At 69.8% G+C, this 14,668-nt stretch carries 12 protein-coding genes and 1 tRNA gene; 9 read left to right on the forward strand and 4 right to left on the reverse strand.

Going from position 1 to position 14,668, the window contains the following annotated elements; translation table 11 throughout:
* Position 1: 1 nt before the first annotated feature.
* From AC25YV_RS11035 to AC25YV_RS11065, 7 genes are all read left to right on the forward strand, one after another.
* Positions 2-520 (forward strand): DUF501 domain-containing protein, encoded by a 519-nt coding sequence (locus AC25YV_RS11035; RefSeq protein ID WP_488123895.1) that lies wholly within the window; start codon positions 2-4, stop codon positions 518-520.
* Entirely contained in the window at positions 493-1,788 is a 1,296-nt protein-coding gene (locus AC25YV_RS11040) for a S8 family serine peptidase (protein ID WP_488123896.1), read from the forward strand. The genes AC25YV_RS11035 and AC25YV_RS11040 overlap by 28 nt, the downstream gene beginning before the upstream one ends.
* Positions 1,789-1,822: 34 nt before the next feature.
* Positions 1,823-3,241 carry an NAD(P)/FAD-dependent oxidoreductase gene (locus tag AC25YV_RS11045; RefSeq protein WP_488124041.1) on the forward strand — a complete coding sequence of 473 codons (1,419 nt, stop codon included), beginning with the start codon at positions 1,823-1,825 and terminating at the stop codon, positions 3,239-3,241.
* Between the two features lie 29 nt (positions 3,242-3,270).
* A tRNA-Leu gene (locus AC25YV_RS11050) sits at positions 3,271-3,343 on the forward strand.
* 246 nt (positions 3,344-3,589) lie between these two features.
* Positions 3,590-4,813 (forward strand): alanine racemase, encoded by a 1,224-nt coding sequence (locus AC25YV_RS11055; RefSeq protein WP_488123897.1) that lies wholly within the window; start codon positions 3,590-3,592, stop codon positions 4,811-4,813.
* Entirely contained in the window at positions 4,810-6,123 is a 1,314-nt protein-coding gene (locus AC25YV_RS11060) for a D-arabinono-1,4-lactone oxidase (protein WP_488123898.1), read from the forward strand. The genes AC25YV_RS11055 and AC25YV_RS11060 overlap by 4 nt, the downstream gene beginning before the upstream one ends.
* A gap of 80 nt (positions 6,124-6,203) precedes the next feature.
* On the forward strand, positions 6,204-6,773 hold the full coding sequence (locus AC25YV_RS11065; protein WP_488124042.1) for a LemA family protein: 570 nt from the start codon (positions 6,204-6,206) through the stop codon (positions 6,771-6,773).
* A gap of 328 nt (positions 6,774-7,101) precedes the next feature.
* On the opposite strand, the gene AC25YV_RS11070 is transcribed toward AC25YV_RS11065, so the two are convergent.
* The 3 genes from AC25YV_RS11070 to AC25YV_RS11080 form a co-directional block, all read right to left on the reverse strand.
* Complete coding sequence (locus AC25YV_RS11070) at positions 7,102-9,306, reverse strand: CocE/NonD family hydrolase (protein WP_488123899.1); 2,205 nt, start codon at positions 9,304-9,306, stop codon at positions 7,102-7,104.
* Positions 9,307-9,444: 138 nt separating this feature from the next.
* Positions 9,445-10,350 carry a hypothetical protein gene (locus tag AC25YV_RS11075; RefSeq protein WP_488123900.1) on the reverse strand — a complete coding sequence of 302 codons (906 nt, stop codon included), beginning with the start codon at positions 10,348-10,350 and terminating at the stop codon, positions 9,445-9,447.
* A 9-nt stretch (positions 10,351-10,359) separates the two neighbouring features.
* Positions 10,360-11,610 carry a winged helix-turn-helix domain-containing protein gene (locus tag AC25YV_RS11080; protein WP_488123901.1) on the reverse strand — a complete coding sequence of 417 codons (1,251 nt, stop codon included), beginning with the start codon at positions 11,608-11,610 and terminating at the stop codon, positions 10,360-10,362.
* Positions 11,611-11,689: 79 nt separating this feature from the next.
* Between AC25YV_RS11080 and AC25YV_RS11085 the strand changes: the two genes are divergently transcribed.
* Both AC25YV_RS11085 and ilvA read left to right on the forward strand, forming a co-directional pair.
* Positions 11,690-12,895, forward strand: coding sequence for an AI-2E family transporter (locus AC25YV_RS11085; protein ID WP_488123902.1), 1,206 nt, complete (start codon positions 11,690-11,692; stop codon positions 12,893-12,895).
* Positions 12,892-14,139: a threonine ammonia-lyase gene (ilvA, locus tag AC25YV_RS11090; RefSeq protein WP_488123903.1), complete on the forward strand. Its 1,248-nt coding sequence runs from the start codon at positions 12,892-12,894 to the stop codon at positions 14,137-14,139. The genes AC25YV_RS11085 and ilvA overlap by 4 nt, the downstream gene beginning before the upstream one ends.
* Before the next feature lie 24 nt (positions 14,140-14,163).
* On the opposite strand, the gene greA is transcribed toward ilvA, so the two are convergent.
* Positions 14,164-14,655: a transcription elongation factor GreA gene (greA, locus tag AC25YV_RS11095; RefSeq protein WP_488123904.1), complete on the reverse strand. Its 492-nt coding sequence runs from the start codon at positions 14,653-14,655 to the stop codon at positions 14,164-14,166.
* Between the last annotated feature and the right edge of the window lie 13 nt (positions 14,656-14,668).

A 14,668-nucleotide genomic window follows, 5' to 3' on the forward strand; every position in this document is an offset into this window, starting at 1 on the left:
CGTGCCTACGCCTCCCTATCCGCCTGTCAGCGACGCCGATCTCGCGGTCCTGCGCGACCAACTCGGGCGTCCAGCCCGGGGGGTCGTCGGCATCGCCGCGCGGTGCGTGTGCGGCAACCCGACGGTCGCCGCGACGGCGCCGCGCCTGGACGACGGCACGCCGTTCCCGACGTTCTACTACCTGACGCATCCCGCCGCGACGGCGGCGATGTCGACGTTGGAAGCGGGTCAGGTGATGCGGGAGTTCACCGACGACCTCGCGAACGACGACGACGTGCGCGCGGCGTATCAGCGCGCACACGAGGCCTACCTCGCCGACCGTGCGCCCTACGGCGAGGTCGCCGAGATCGAAGGCATCTCCGCGGGCGGCATGCCGACCCGCATCAAGTGCCTGCACGCCGTGCTCGCGCACACGCTCGCGGCAGGACCCGGCGTCAACCCCTTCGGTGACCGGGCGCTCGCGTTGTCGTCGTGGACGCCCGAGCGCTGCGTATGCGCCCAGCCGGGAGCCGCGGGGTGAGGCGCGGCGCGCTCGCGGCCGGCGCGCTCCTGCTGTCGCTCGTCGCTCCGCTGGCCGCCGCCCCGGCCGTTGCGGACGTGCCCGAGATCGACCCCATCCGCGGAATGCAGTACTGGCTGGACGAGTACGGCATCGAAGAGGCCTGGCAGACGACCCGGGGCGAGGGTGTTCGCATCGCGATCATCGACACCGGCATCGCACGGGGCCCCGTCGAGTTCGATGGTGCCGTCGTGGGCGGCATCGATGTCTCGGGAACCGGCGGTCCCGAAGGCCGCAAGCCCGTCGGCACGGTCGATCGCAGTCACGGGGGGCTCGTGGCCTCGCTCGCCGCGGCGCGCGGCACGGGGCCCGGGACAGGCATGATCGGCGTCGCGCCCGAAGCGGAGCTGCTGTCGGTGTCGGTCGGTTTCGGAGCTGCCGCCTCCGTGCCCTTCGTCGACCAGATCGCCGAGGCGATGCGCTGGTCGGTCGACAACGGCGCCGACGTCATCAACCTCTCGCTCACGACCAACGTGCCCGACTGGGACCGCAGTTGGGACGAAGCCTTCCTCTACGCCTACGAGAACGACGTCGTCGTCGTCGTCGCGGCGGGCAACCGCGCGAGCGGAACGTCGCGCGTCGGCGCCCCCGCGACCATCCCGGGCGTCCTCACCGTCGGCGGCGTCGACCCCGAGGGACGCGCGAGCGTCGAAGCCTCGACGCAGGGGATCACGATCGGCGTCTCGGCGCCGAGCGAGAACCTGCTCGGCATCGCAGCCGATGGCCAGGTCGTGCTGTGGAAGGGCACGAGCGGGGCGGCCCCCATCGTCGCCGGCATCGCAGCGCTCGTGCGCTCCGCGCACCCCGACCTCGACGCGAACAACGTCATCAACCGCATCATCCAGACGGCGCGACCGTCTCCGCTGGCGACGGCGCACCCCGACCCGCTGTACGGATACGGTCTCGTGGATGCCGCTGCCGCGATCTCGGCGGATGTTCCCGCCGTCTCGTCCAATCCGATGGGCAGCCTGGAAGAGTGGGTCCGCCTCTACCGCCGAGCGGATGCCGCACCCGCGCCCGCGCCGACGGGCGGCCCCGTCGACATCGACCCTCTGCCGCCGGTCGCTGACGGGCCGGTGGAAGCTTCCCCCTTGCTGCCGTCGTATGAGTCTCTGCTGTATGGCACGCTCCCGCTCCTGGTGCTGACGTCCACCGCTATACTGATGGGGCTCGGCGTCACTGCAACTGTCCGACGCATCCGAATGGCGTCCCGCGCGCCGAGCCGCTGATCCACGAGGAGTTTTCCCCGCCGTGAGCAACACTGTGCCCAGAATCCTCATCGTCGGAGGCGGATACGCGGGCTTCTACACCGCCTGGAAGATGGAGAAGCTTCTCCGCAAGGGCGAAGCCGAAGTCATGATCGTCGATCCGCTGCCGTACATGACGTACCAGCCGTTCCTTCCCGAGGTAGCTGCCGGCTCGATCGAGGCGCGTCACTCCGTCGTGGCGCTGCGTCGTCACCTCAAGCGCACCGCCGTCATCGCGGCGAAGGTCACGGGAATCGATCACGCCCGCAAGGTCGCGACGATCACCCCCGTCGCAGGCGAGCCGTACCAGCAGGAGTACGACCAGATCGTCGTGACCGCCGGTGCCGTGTCGCGCACGTTCCCGATCCCGGGCATCGCCGACAACGCGATCGGTCTCAAGACCATCGAAGAGGCCGTCGCGATCCGCGACCGCCTGATGTCGAACTTCGACAAGGCGTCCGTGCTGCCGCCCGGACCCGAGCGTGACCGTCTGCTCACCGTCGTCGTCGTCGGCGGCGGGTTCGCCGGCATCGAGGTGTTCGCCGAGCTGCGCTCGCTGGCATCCTCGCTCGTGAAGAGCTACCCGCAGATCACGTTCGATGACACGCACTTCCACCTCGTCGAGGCGATGGGGCGCATCATGCCCGAGGTCTCGCTCAAGACGAGCGAGTGGGTGCTCAAGAGCCTCGCCGAGCGCGGCGGTTCGGTGCACCTGGACACCCAGGTGACCGGTGCCGTCGACGGCAACGTCCAGCTGTCGACCGGCGAGACGATCCCGACCGACCTCATCATCTGGACCGCCGGCGTCATGGCGAACCCGACCGTCGTGCGCGGCAGCGACCTGCCCGTCGAAGAGCGCGGTCGCATCCAGACCCGCCCCGACCTGCGCGTCGGCACCGCTGACGAGATCGTCGAGGGCGCCTGGGCGGCCGGCGACATCTCGGCCGTGCCCGACCTCTCGGGCGGCGGCGTGGGCGGCTACTGCGTGCCCAACGCGCAGCACGCCGTGCGTCAGGCGAAGCTGCTCGCCAAGAACATCGTCGGTGTCCTGCGCGGCGAGCTGCCGCGCGAGTACGTCCACCACAACCTGGGCGCCGTCGCTGGCCTCGGTCTCTACAACGGCGTCTTCCAGTCCGGCAAGATCGCACTCAAGGGCTTCGTCGCCTGGGTCGCGCACCGTGGCTACCATGGCCTCGCGATGCCGTCGTGGGAGCGCAAGTGGCGCGTGATCGGCGGCTGGTGGAACAACTTCTGGCTGGGTCGCGACCTCGTCAACCTCGAGACCGTGCAGAGCCCGCGCTACGTCTTCGAAGAGTTCGCCGCCCGCCCTCGTCCGACGCAGCCGGCCGTCACGCCGCCGGCCGAAGCCCGTGACCAGGGCAAGTCGGCCGATGCGAAGAACGCCGACGCCGAGAAGGCCGCTGTCTCGAGCTGACCGATAGCGTGGGTGTCGTCGACGACGATGCCCCCGTAGCCCAATGGCAGAGGCGGGCGACTTAAAATCGCTGAAGTGTGGGTTCGAGTCCCACCGGGGGCACGACGGTGCTCTTTCGCGCGCGTCAGTTGGTTCGCCCGTGTGGCGTCGGCCGGCGCGGCGTCGTGACGACGCGTGCGCACGCCGTGCACGTCACCAAAGCGAGGGACCCCGACGACAGAGCGTCCGGGCTCGTGTCGCCGCACGCGGGACGACTCGTGCCGGGCGCGAGGTAGTGGATGGCAGTGGTCATGCCCACATCGAACCGCACGCGGGTGCCGTGCGCAACGGCCTCGTAGGCTGGGGCGCATGGACCTGCTCGCGACGGCCACCTCGGCTCCCACCTGGCCCGAACCCGCTCGGCACTGGACGACGCTGACCCGCGCTGTCGCCGACATCTCGGGGCCTGTCGGGGTGATCGACGTCGCGGCGCTGCGCCACAACGCCCTCGACATGGTGGTGCGCGCGGGCGGCGTGCCGATCCGTATCGCGAGCAAGTCGGTGCGTGTGCGCGGAGTGCTCGATGCGACTCTCGCCCTCGCGGGCTACCGCGGCGTGCTCGCCTTCACCTTGCCCGAGGCGCTCTGGCTCGCCGAGACGCACGAGGACGTCGTGCTCGGCTATCCCACGGCCGACCGCACCTCGATCGCTGCGCTCGCCGCCGATGAGCGAGCGGCCTCCCGCATCACGCTCATGATCGATGACGCCGCGCAGCTCGACCTCGTCGACACCGTCGCCGCACCCGGAGCGCGGCCCGAGCTGCGGGTCGCGATCGACGCCGACGCGTCCTGGCGGGCACCCGGCCTCGGGCACATCGGGGTGCACCGCTCGCCTCTGCACGAGCCGGGGGAGGTGGCATCTCTCGCCCGTTCGATCGCGGCTCGCGACGGCTTCCGTCTCGTCGGTCTGATGATGTACGAAGCCCAGATCGCGGGGCAGGGCGATGCCACGGGGGCGGGCGATGCGGCGATCCGCTGGATGCAGCGCCGCTCGGCGCACGAGCTGCTCGACCGGCGAGCGGCGATCGTCGCGGCATTGCGCGATGTCGCGCCGCTCGAGTTCGTCAACGCCGGGGGGACGGGCTCGCTCGAGCTCACGGCATCCGATCAGTCGGTCACCGAGCTCACGGCAGGCAGCGGACTGCTCGCGGGACACCTCTTCGACGGCTACCGCGCCTTCGACCCGGCGCCGGCCGCAGCCTTCGCGCTCGAGGTCGTCCGCAAACCCCGCCCCGACATCGCCACGGTGCTCGGCGGGGGATGGGTGGCATCGGGCCCGCCGGCGGCGAGTCGACAGCCGCGACCCGTGTGGCCGGAGGGACTGCGGATGCTGCCTCGCGAAGGCGCCGGCGAGGTGCAGACCCCGCTGCAGGGCGAAGCGGCGCGCATGCTGTCGGTCGGAGACCGGGTGTGGTTCCGCCACGCGAAGAGCGGCGAGCTCGCCGAGCGGCTCGACCGATATCACGTCGTCGATGACGGAGCCGTCGTCGACGAGCTGCCGACCTATCGCGGCGAGGGGAAGGCCTTCCTGTGACGCGTCCGGGCGGGACATGGCACAACTGGGCGCGTTCGGTCTCGGTGCGGCCGCAGCGCATCGAGTTTCCGCGGTCGGTGTCGGCCGTGCAGCGTTCCGTCCGAGCGGCGGCCGCACGGGGGATGCGCGTCAAAGCCGTCGGCGCGGGGCACAGCTTCACGGCCATCGCCGTTGCGCCGGGGGTGCTGCTGGATCTGACCGATCTCAGCGGTGTCGTGCGCGTGGACCGCGAGCTGTCCCGCGTGACGCTGCTGGCCGGCACCCGCCTGCACCAGATCCCGCGTCTGCTGGCGCGGTACGGGCTCGCGATGCAGAACCTCGGCGACATCGACCGGCAGTCGCTCGCCGGCGCGATCTCGACCGGTACGCACGGCACGGGTGCGCGGTTCGGCGGACTCGCGACCCAGGTCACGGGCGTCACCCTCGTGCAGGCCGACGGTGAGCGGATGACCGTCGACGAGAACGAGAACACCGATCTGCTGCCGGCGGTCGCTCTCGGCCTCGGTGCCCTGGGCATCCTCGTCGAGATCACGATCCAATGCGTGCCGGCGTTCCTGCTGCACGCCGTCGAGCGCCGCGAGCCGCTCGATGACGTCCTGGACGGGCTCGCCGCGCGTGTGCGCGCGGCTGACCACACGGAGTTCTTCTGGTTCCCGCACACCGAGGTGGCGCTCACCACGTCGCTGACACGCCTGCCCGAGAGCGACGTGCGCCAACCGGTTCCGGTCGTCCGGCGCTGGGTCGACGAGATCCTCCTGGCCAACGGCGTGTACCGCGCGACGTGCGCGCTCGGGTCGGCGGTTCCCGGCGTCGTGCCCGCGGTGTCGCGTGCCGCGACGAAGCTCACGGGCACGAGCGAGCAGACCGACTACTCGGCGCGCGTCTTCGCCCACCGGCGCAGCGTGCGCTTCCGTGAGATGGAGTACGCCCTGCCTGCCGAGCACGCCGTACCCGCCTTCGCGGCCCTGCGCACCCTCATCGCCGACGAGGGGTGGCGCATCTCCTTTCCCATCGAAGTCAGGTTCGCGGCATCCGATGATCTGTGGCTGTCGACCGCGTCAGGACGCGAGACCGCGTACATCGCGGTGCACCGGTACGTCCGCGAAGACCCGACGGCGTACTTCGAAGCCGCGGAGGAGGTGATGCTGCGCTTCGGCGGACGACCGCACTGGGGCAAGATGCACACGCGGGATGCCTCGGACCTGCGCGACCGGTACCCGCGGTTCGACGACTTCATCGCCGTGCGGGATCGACTCGATCCGACGCGCATGTTCCACAACTCCTACCTCGGACGTGTGCTCGGCGAGTAGCTGGGAGTCTCCTCTGGTGCCGGTCGCGGCGTCGGTGCCGCCGTTAGGATGAGGTGATCTTTCGAACGGAGTTTGTGGCTATGTGGGAATGGCTCATTCCGGTTCTCATCGTCGTGGCGCTCGTCGTCATCGCCGGTGTCTACCTCTGGGCGACGTACAACTCGCTTGTGCAGTTGAACGTCCGCGTCGACGAGGCGTGGGCCGACATCACCGTGCAGCTGAAACGGCGTGCCGATCTCCTGCCCAACCTCATCGAGGCGGTGAAGGGCTATGCGGCGCACGAGAAGGCCGTGTTCGAGAACGTCACGAGGGCGCGCGCCGAGACGCTCACGGCGACGGGGCCGGCTGAGACGGGCGTGGCCGAAGGGCACATGCAGCAGGCGCTCAAGTCGCTGTTCGCCGTCGCCGAGGCTTACCCCCAGCTACAGGCGAGCCAGAACTTCCTGCACCAGCAGCAGTCGATCGTCGACACGGAAGACAAAATCCAGGCGTCGCGCCGGTTCTACAACGGCGGCGTGCGCGAGCTGAACACCAAGATCAAGGTGTTCCCGAACAACCTCTTCGCACGCAACCTCGGATTCCACGAGCGCGAGTTCTTCGAGGTCGTCGACGGCGCCGCGATCTCGGAGCCGCCCCGCGTGCAGTTCTGATCCACCGTGCGCGTCTGCTCCCTGCCGGGGGCAGACGCGTTGCTGTGACCCGGCCCTCAGCGATGAGGACGTGCCGGTAGGGGCGCTATCGGTGTGCCTGTTGCGTGCTGGGTGCTGGGTGCTGCCACCGGCCCGGCGCCTCCGGCGAGTGCCGCGGTGTCACCGCGACGGTGCCGTCAGCGCGAATGCACTCCGACCCGGCCGGCGCGATGCGGGCAAGACCCCGCCGCCCGGCTGTGCCGAGTGCGACGGGGAATCGCCGGTACCGACGGCGACGGCCGCGGCACCCTGGCGAAACCAGGATGCCGCGGCCGGCGTCAGTGATGGATCAGCCGCAGGTGTGTGCGGCGTAGGTGACCGTGCTGGTGCGGTCGGTGCGGCCGTCAGCGTTACCGCCGATGCCGATCTCTCCCGCGGTCAGCGTTGCCGTGCGGGTGTTGAGCGAGACCGAGACGGTCTTGCCCGGCTGGACGGAGACGAACGACTTGTTGCCGTGCTGGCTCGTGACCGAGATGTTCGCAGCGACGGAGTCGTTGTTCGTGACCGATACCGTGTTGTACACCTTGCCGGCGAGGCAGCGCGCCGTGACGGCTGCATCGAGGGCGACGGTGTTCAGACCGGCCGAGGCCGCCGCGTTCGCGCCGCCCACGATGGGCAGGGCGATCGTCGACGTGGCAGCGTCGAAGGTTACGGTGGCGTTCGGCGAGCCGGCCTGGTAGCCCGACAGGTTCGTCGTCAGGATGACGCCGATGCGCGAGCCTGCCTTGAACACGTGGTCGTACGGCTCCATCTTCCAGTCGAAGTCGTACTTCTGACCGGGGACGACCGGCGATGCCTGGCCCTCGGCGATGCCCTCACGGTTCGACGAGTCCAGGACGCCGCGCGACACGCGCCAGAAGTCCGACGATGCCGAGCGACGCTCAGCCTCGAGGTAGCACGCGCTGTCGGTGGCGCTCGAAACGCCCCAGCAGGTGCGGACGTCTGTGGTCAGCATGCCATCACCGGGCGAACGCGGGGTGCGCACGTCGGTGCTGTAGTCGACCAGCAGCGCAGCGAGGTTCGACTGCTCCTGGCTCAGCGACGCGTCGAGCTTGACGACGGGCGTACCCGAGACACGCAGGTCCTGCGTGAGCGGCTCGGAGAGCAGCACGACGCGGTTGGCCTGGGCGGCGGTCGGGTTCTGGATGAACGTGTTCTCAGCGGGCGCGTTGGAGCCGCCGCGGAACGAGAGGGTCGATGCATCGGCGACCGGGGCCATGCGCAGCGCACCGGCAGCGCCCTGCGTCGCACCGGAGAGGTTGAGCTCGACGGTCTCGGTGCCGGGAGCCGGCCACGATGCCTCGTGGACGTACTCGGACGGACCGAACTCGACGGTGGACTGCGGCTCGTTCATGATGCCGTTGTCGATGCCGTGCAGCCAGTAGTCGAACCAGCGGTGCAGCGTGTCGACCCACACCTCACGATTGAACTCGAACGGGTCGATGTGGCCGAGGCGGGGGAGCCAGACCTTGCGCGGCACGTTGCGCTCGCTGAGGGCCTCCCAGTAGTCGCCGAACTGGCTCATGCGCACGTTGTCGTCGTTGAGGCCGTGGATCGCGAAGACCGACGCCTTGACGTTGTCGATGCCGTTGAGGTAGTTCCGCTCGTCCCAGAACGGGTTCATGTCGCCCGTCTCGTCACCGTCGATGTCGTTGAACACGGCACGCGACGGGGCGCACAGGGCGCGACGGTCGGGGTTGGTGACGGTGTTCGACAGGCTCGCCGGGTAGTTCGAGTTGTGGCGGATGCCGTTTGTGCGCGAGTAGCGGTACCAGTCGCTGATCGCGTCGATCGGGACGATCGTGGACAGTCCGTCGACGCCGGTTGCGGCGACGCCGTTGGCCAGCGTGCCGTCGTAGGACTTGCCGATCATGCTCGACTTGCCGTTGTGCCACGTCGCAGCGACGGCGTCACCGGCGGCGTTGAAGGCGGGGACACGGCCGTTGAGCCAGTCGACGACGACCTTCATGCTCTCGATGTCACCGGCACCACCGTGGTGGGGGCACCCGGTCGACCAGCCGGTGCCGTTCATCTGCGCGTGGATGACGGCGTAGCCGCGCGGTACGAAGTAGTTGTCGTAGAACAGGGGGAACAGATCGGCGACGCCGTCGCCGTCGACGTCCGTCAGCAGCTGGGACTCGTTGCCGCGTCCGAGTGTCGTGTAGTACGGGCTCGGGTCGATGATCGCGGGGACCTTCATCTCCGGCGAGGCCGCGGCCGGGCGGATGATGTCGACGGACGTGACATCGGTGATGCCGTCGTTGTCCTGGTCGACGCCTTCGACGGGGATGAAGACGCGCTCACGCACGGCCGTGCCGTAGTCGAAGACCGGCTGGGTGACGCCGTCTTCGATCGTGATGACGGGGTCAGCGGCTGTCGCTGATGCCGCCGTCGGGCTGAGCAGAGCAGCCGCGAGGGCTGCGACGGTGACGGTGGCGGCAACTGTGCCGCGACGCCTCCGAGCTGTTCCGGGTAGGGGTAGGGATGTTGTCATACTCCTTGCATAGCGTCGCGCGCGTGCGGATATAAGTCTTGTTGAACTGCGTCCACTCTGATATGCGCGGCCACAATGTCGCGTTCGTCGATGCAGATATGCGGCATTTGTCGTGTCAGCGCCGGTCTCGGTAGGCGGTCAGTGGACCCGCAGCACCATCTGTTCGCCCTCGAAGTCGACGGTCCCACGTAGCGCCCACGCACCGGAACGGTAGGTGAACGAGGCCGCCGAGCCGGCTCTGGTCGTGCCGGTCGCGGTGGCGACGATGGCGCCGCCGGTCGCTTCGAACGATCGGCCGTCGGGGCCGATCTGAAGAGTCGGGAGCTTTTCTACGCGGAAGGCGACGCGCTCGAGCACACGCAGATCCGCAGCCCACGGCACGCGCAGGCCGCACCGCTCGGGAACCGTGGCCGCCGGTGCGGTGCACGCCTCGGCGTATGCGTCGAGCTGCTGCTGGGCGACCTCTGTCGCTGTCGGCGTGAGGATCGGATCGAGCGCGACCGTGACGGGGCGCTCGCCCGTGACGACCGCCTCGACACGCGCGTCGAGGAGCCCTGTCGGCGCCGCCGACACGGGGTAGACAGCAGGGAGTAGCGGGATCGGTGTACCCGAGGGCTCGAGCGCGTCGCCGATGACGACGGAGTCGCCGAGGGTCGTCGTGGCCTCGAGGCTCGCGAATGACTCTGCCGTGAGCACCCAGCCCGTCTTGCTGCGCGAAAGCTCGAAGACGACGACGCCGTCGGCACCGCCGAGCTGCACGTCGGCCCGCGCGTGGACCGTGTCGCCCTCGTCGGTCACCCTCACGGTGTAGTCGCTGAGGTGTCCTGTCGCCCCCGCGAACGCCGTTTCGAGGCGCGTCGCGTCGGCCGTCTCGGGCAGCAGGGGAGAGATCGCGGCGAAATCTCCGTCGGACAGTGCGCGCAGGTACTGCTCGGCGGCGTCATCGGCCGACGGCGGACGCGTCAGCGCCCACGCCGCGATGCCGGCGCCGACCGCGACCGCCGCGACGCCGGCGACCACCCCTGCGATGACACGGCGTTGCACAGTGCCACGCTAACCCGCGGTGAGCGGACCTGCATCGTGACGCCCGGCGCGGGGGAGCGCTGCCGCGAGATCGTCGACCGCATCGCCCCACCCCGATATCGACAGGGTGTCGAGCCCCTGCCACGCGGAGGCGGCCTGCAACCGGTCAGCCAGATGCCCCGCGGCATCCGGGGGATGACCTGCTTCCCACCACGCGGACTGCACGAGCAGACGGGATGCCGCCCGGTCGGCTTTGAGGTCGACGCGGCCCACCACGTCGTCACCCTGCAGGACCGGCAGGGAGTAGTAGCCGAACCGGCGGCGGGCGGCCGGCGTGTAGATCTCGATCCGGTACTCGACGTCGAACAGGCGCTGGGTGCGGTCGCGGAACCACACGAGGGGATCGAACGGGGTCAGGATCGTGTTCGCCTCGATGCTCCGGGGGAGGCGGGCATCCGTGTGCACCCAGGCCGGCGTGGGTCTGCCGCCCGTCGTCCACCCCTCGACCGTGACGGGCTGCAGCTCACGCGATTCGACGAGATCATGGAGGGCAGCCCGCAGCGCGGCGCGGTCGGTGATCCGCCAGTAGTCGGCGAGATCGGCCGCCGTGGCGACGCCGTAGGCGCGCGCCGCGCGCCGCACGAGCTCGCGGATGGCGTCTTCCCGCGGCACGCGCGCACCGAGGGACGCAGCAGGCACGACATCCGCGGCGAGAGCGTAGCGGCGCTCGAAGCCGCGGCGGCCGGCGATCGCGACCTCGCCGAAGAGCCACAGCTGCTCGAGCGCGCGCTTGACGGCATCCCAGTCCCACCACTCACCGCGCGCGCCGCGCTGCGTGTCGTACTCGATCTGCGCCCGTCGGAGCGGGCCGCGTTCAGCGAGCTCGGCGCGCACCCAGTCCACGACCGGGCGATGTGCCTGAAACCACGTATCGGGACCTGTGCCGTACTTCGCGCGCAGCGCATCCATGCGGAACCGGAACAGCGGCCAGTCGGTCGCCGGGATGAACGCCGCGACGTGCGCCCAGTACTCGAGGTAGGGCGGGCGCTGAGCGAAGAGGAGTCGATCCAGAAGTGCGGGGTCGTACGGCCCGAGACGCGAGAACAGCGGCATGTAATGGGACCGCGCGAACACGTTGACCGAGTCGATTTGCAGCGTCGCCATGCGACCGAGGGCGAGATTGAGCTGCCGCGTGCCCACGTCATCGGGATACGGGCGGGCGAAGCCCTGCGCGGCGACGGCGATGCGGCGGGCCTCGGCACGACTGAGCGAGGACTTCACGGGCGTCAGCCTAATGACCGCTCCCGACACCGCGTGCGAGCATCATGACTGCGGAATGCGCCGGTCGTAGACTTGATGGATGAGCAGCACCGAGTCAGGGCGGGACGAACCCCCGCCGCGCGGCTCGCTGTTCGACGCCCTGCGGGATCGCAGGCGCGTCGTCACGACAGAGGCGAGCCGCACCGTGCCGCCCGGCCTCAGCATCGCGACCGCGTACTCGTGGCGGCTGCTCGTCATCGCCGCGGCCGTCGGGGTCGCGATCTGGCTCATCATCCAGCTCAAGCTGCTGGTCATCCCTCTTCTCATCGCGATCCTCGTGACGGCCCTGCTGTGGCCGGCCTTCTCATGGATGCTGCGCCGAGGCGTTCCGAAATGGATCGCGATCGTCATCTCGGTCGTGGGCACGCTCGCGGTCGTGTCGGGCCTGCTCTGGCTCGTCGGGTGGCAGATCAGCAAGGAGCTGGCATCGGTGCAGGCACGCACCGTCGACGCGGTCGTCGAGTTCCGCCAGTACCTCGTCGACGGCCCGCTGCACCTCACGGAGCAGCAGATCGACGACCTGCTCGCGCAGGGCAGCCAGCTCATGCAGGAGCAGGGTCAGCTGCTGTGGTCGGGTGCACTCGCGATCGGAACAACGCTCGGTCACGTCGCGGCCGGGGCGCTGCTGTCCGTCTTCATCCTGCTGTGCCTTCTCGCCGACGGCGCGGGGATCTGGAAGTGGGCGACACGGCTCTTCCCGCGGCGGGCGCGCCCTGCCGTAGACGGAGCTGCGAAGGCCGGTTGGGTCACGGTGGTCAATTACGCCCGCACGCAGATGCTCGTCGCGACGATCGACGCCGTCGGAATCGGGCTGGGCGCGTTCCTGCTGGGCGTGCCGCTGGCCATCCCCATCGCCGTCCTCGTGTTCCTCGGTGCGTTCGTTCCGATCGTCGGTGCCGTGCTGACGGGCGCCGTCGCGGTGTTCCTCGCCCTCGTATACAACGGCCCGTGGATCGCGCTGTGGATGCTCGTTGTCGTCCTCGGCGTCCAGCAGCTCGAGGGTCACGTCCTGCAGCCGCTGCTGATGGGCCACGCCGTCAAGGTGCATCCGCTCGCGATCGTCATCGTCGTCGCGGGTGGCGCCATGATCGCCGGCATCCCGGGTGCGCTCTTTGCCGTACCGCTGGCCGCATTCGCCAACGTCGTGACGGTGTATCTCAGCAGGCGGGCGTGGGAGACCGGCGCGCCACCCACCGGCGACTTCATCTGGACGACCGTCCCACGTCCCAGGAGGACAAGCGCGTGAGCACATCTCAGATCCGGTCGGCCGTGCCGCCGCTGGCCGCCTTCGAGGATGCCGCGGCGTCGCTGGCCGGCGTGATCTCACCGACCCCGGTGGATGCCTCGCAGTACCTGTCCGAGCTGCTCGGTGTGCCCGTGCACCTCAAGCTCGAGAACCTGCAGCGCACGGGCTCGTTCAAGATCCGTGGGGCGACCTACCGACTCTCGCGCCTCACCGCCGACGAGCGCGCGCGTGGTGTCGTCGCCGCCTCGGCGGGAAACCACGCCCAGGGGGTCGCCCTCGCGGCGCAGGAGCTCGGGATCCCCGCGACGATCTTCATGCCCCTCGGTGTGCCCGTGCCCAAACTCCTCGCGACGCGCGGGTACGGAGCCGACGTCGTGCTCGAAGGTGAGACCGTCGAGACGCCTCTGCGCCTCGCCGCCGAGTTCGCCGAGCGCACGGGCGCCGTGCTCATCCATCCCTTCGACCACCCCGACATCATCGCGGGGCAGGGGACGCTCGGCATCGAGCTGTGGAACCAGCTGCCCGACATCGACACGGTCGTGCTCGGCATCGGCGGAGGCGGACTGATCGCGGGGGTCGGAGCCGCCCTCAAAGCGCGTGCCGCGGCCGTGGGGCGCTCGATCCGCATCGTCGGCGTGCAGGCCGAGAACTCCGCAGCCTTCCCCGCCTCGCTCGCCGCCGGTCACCCGGTCGCGGTCGCCACGCGCCCCACGATCGCCGACGGCATCGCCGTGGCCCGCCCCGGCGATCTGACATTCGAGATCATCCGCGAAGTCGTCGACGAAGTCGTCACCGTCTCCGAAGACGACATCGCCCGGGCGCTGCTCGTCCTGCTCGAGCGTGCGAAGCAGGTCGTCGAACCCGCCGGCGCCGTCGGTGTGGCCGCGATGCTCGCGGGCAAGCTGCAACCGACGGGCACGACCGTCAGTGTGCTCTCTGGCGGCAACATCGACCCGCTGCTGCTGCAGCGCGTCGTCGCGCACGGACTTGCGGCATCCGACCGGTACACGTCACTGCGGATCCCGCTGCCGGATCGCCCGGGGCAGCTCGCGCGTGTGTCTGAGCTGGTCTCGCGCGCTGGGGCGAACGTGATCGAGGTGCTGCACACGCGGCACGGTCAGGGTCTGCAGATCAGCGAGGTGATTCTGCAGCTGAGCATCGAGACGCGCGGCGAAGAGCACCGCGCCGACGTCATCGCCGTGCTCGAAGAGGCGGGCTTCGAGCCCGTCATCGTCCGCGGCTGAGCTGTCGCCGGGCCCGCGCGAGGGTCACTGCCCCGCGTAGGTCTCCACCTTGACGACCTCGACCGCGATCTCGCGGCCGTTCGGTGCGGTGTACGAGGTCTTCTCGCCCTCGGCGAGGCCGAGGATGGCCGAGCCGAGAGGCGAGGCTTCGCTGTAGACGTCGAGCTCGGAGCCGACCGCGATCTCGCGGTTGCCCAGCAGGAAGACCTCTTCGCCGCCCGCGACGATGGCGGTGACCACCGTGCCGGACTCGACGACGCCCGTGCTCTCGGGTGCTTCGCCGACGGTCGCATCCTTCAGCAGCTGCTGCAGCGTGCGGATGCGGGCCTCCTGCTTGCCCTGTTCGTCCTTGGCGGCGTGGTAGCCGCCGTTCTCTTTGAGGTCGCCCTCTTCGCGGGCGGCTTCGATCCGCTTGGCGATCTCCTCGCGGCCGGTCGTCGAAAGACGCTCGAGCTCGTCGGCGAGACGGTCGTAGGCATCCTGGGTGAGAAAGGTCACCTGGGCATCGCTGGACACGTCGATCTCCTTG

Source organism: Microbacterium sp. Y832 (assembly GCF_057669765.1).